Annotated in this window: 1 protein-coding gene; it reads left to right on the top strand. The window is 63.8% G+C overall.

The annotated features are described in order from the left end of the window. Positions 1-194 precede the first annotated feature (194 nt). Complete coding sequence (locus EN955_RS34430) at positions 195-1,484, top strand: IS4 family transposase (RefSeq protein ID WP_164753254.1); 1,290 nt, start codon at positions 195-197, stop codon at positions 1,482-1,484. Positions 1,485-1,515 lie beyond the last annotated feature (31 nt).

Below are 1,515 nucleotides of genomic sequence, written 5' to 3'. Positions count from 1 at the left end.
GGGCTAGCGTGCGCACACATTTGCTTCGTGCTGTGGTCAAGCGTGAAGAAGCGACGCCGGAAAATGGCTTGAAGTGTTTGAATCGCATGTGATTCTGTAGCTGCCATTGTTCTGGAGGCTACGACGATGGCTTTGCTGCTTGGATACTTCGGCGACCTGCGCCTGCAAAAAAGGGGAGCATGGTTCTGGAGCGCATGTTTGCGCGTGTCAGCGCGGGCATGCGCCGGCTGGCCGACACGCGCGCCGAGAAGGTTGCGTTCACGCGCCTGTTTCGCAATCGCCACGTGAGCAAGCACGAGATCATCCGCACGGCGGCGGCGCGAACCGCCGAAATGGCCGCCGGCCGCCACGTGCTGATCATCGAGGACAGCAGCGAGATCAACTATGAAGCCAAGGCCTCACGCAAGCGTGGCCTCGGTCGTGTCGGCAATGGCACGGATATCGGGCTGTTCGTGCATCCGGCGCTGGCCGTGGATGCCGAGGACGGCTCGGTCCTTGGCCTTGCAGGGGCCACGATCTGGCGGCGCGAGGCAAAGAAGGCGGATGACTACCAGGCGCTGCCGATCGAAGACAAGGAAAGCCACAAATGGATCGGCACCGCCAAGGCGGCATGCCAGGCGCTGACCGACACGCCGCAGATGACGGTGGTCGGCGACCGCGAAGCCGACATCTACGAAGTGTTTGCAAGGCTTCCCGGCGAGCGCACCCATGTGCTCATCCGCGCTGTACGGGATCGGGTTTTGGGCGCGCGGGGCGAGCGCCTGTTCAGCGCGATCGCCAAGACCTCGGAAGCCGGCCGCATTGCCTTCGAGCTGCAGGCACGTCCTGGCCGGCCGGGCCGCACCGTCGAACTGGCCGTTCGCTTTGCGGCGGTGAGCTTGCGCCAGCCGCGCCTTGGCGCCGACAGTCGCGATCCGCGTGAACTCACGCTCAACATGGTGGAAGTGCGTGAGATCGATCCACCTTCGCCGAAGGAAGCGGTGACCTGGCGGCTTCTAACCACACATTGCGTCAACACGCTGGCCGATGCCTGCCGCATCGTCGAGATGTACCGCTCGCGTTGGATCGTCGAGCAGCTGTTCCGGACCGTGAAGTCGCAGGCCATCGATCTGGAGGAAAGTCTCATCGCCGATGGCGATGCGCTCGAACGCCTGGCCGCCGCCGCCCTGGTCGTCGCCACCAGGGTCATGCAACTCGTGCACGGGCGTGGTTCGCCGGGCCAGGGCTTCCAGGCCGCACGTCTCTTCGATCCCACCGAGATCACCGTCCTGAACGTGCTCATCGCCAAACTCGAAGGCAAGACCCAAAAGCAGAAGAACCCCCACCCCACGCACACGCTCGCCTGGGCCGCCTGGTGTATCGCCAGGCTCGGAGGCTGGAACGGCTACGAAAAGGAACGCCCGCCAGGACCCATCACCTTCACCCAAGGCCTCAGACGCTTCAACGCCATCGTCGACGGCTTCGTTCTCGCCTCACAAAAATGAACCCGAAGCAAATGTGTGCGCACGCTAGCCC

This window comes from Mesorhizobium sp. M7A.F.Ca.CA.001.04.2.1 (genome assembly GCF_003998485.1).
In the GTDB taxonomy this organism is placed as follows: Bacteria; Pseudomonadota; Alphaproteobacteria; order Rhizobiales; family Rhizobiaceae; genus Mesorhizobium; species Mesorhizobium ciceri.
This window is presented reverse-complemented; position numbering and strand designations above follow the sequence as displayed.

What these genes read in the sequence shown, in the direction of transcription:
- EN955_RS34430 (WP_164753254.1), top strand. Translation starts at nt 195, where the DNA reads ATGTTTGCGCGTGTCAGCGCGGGCATGCGCCGGCTGGCCGACACGCGC.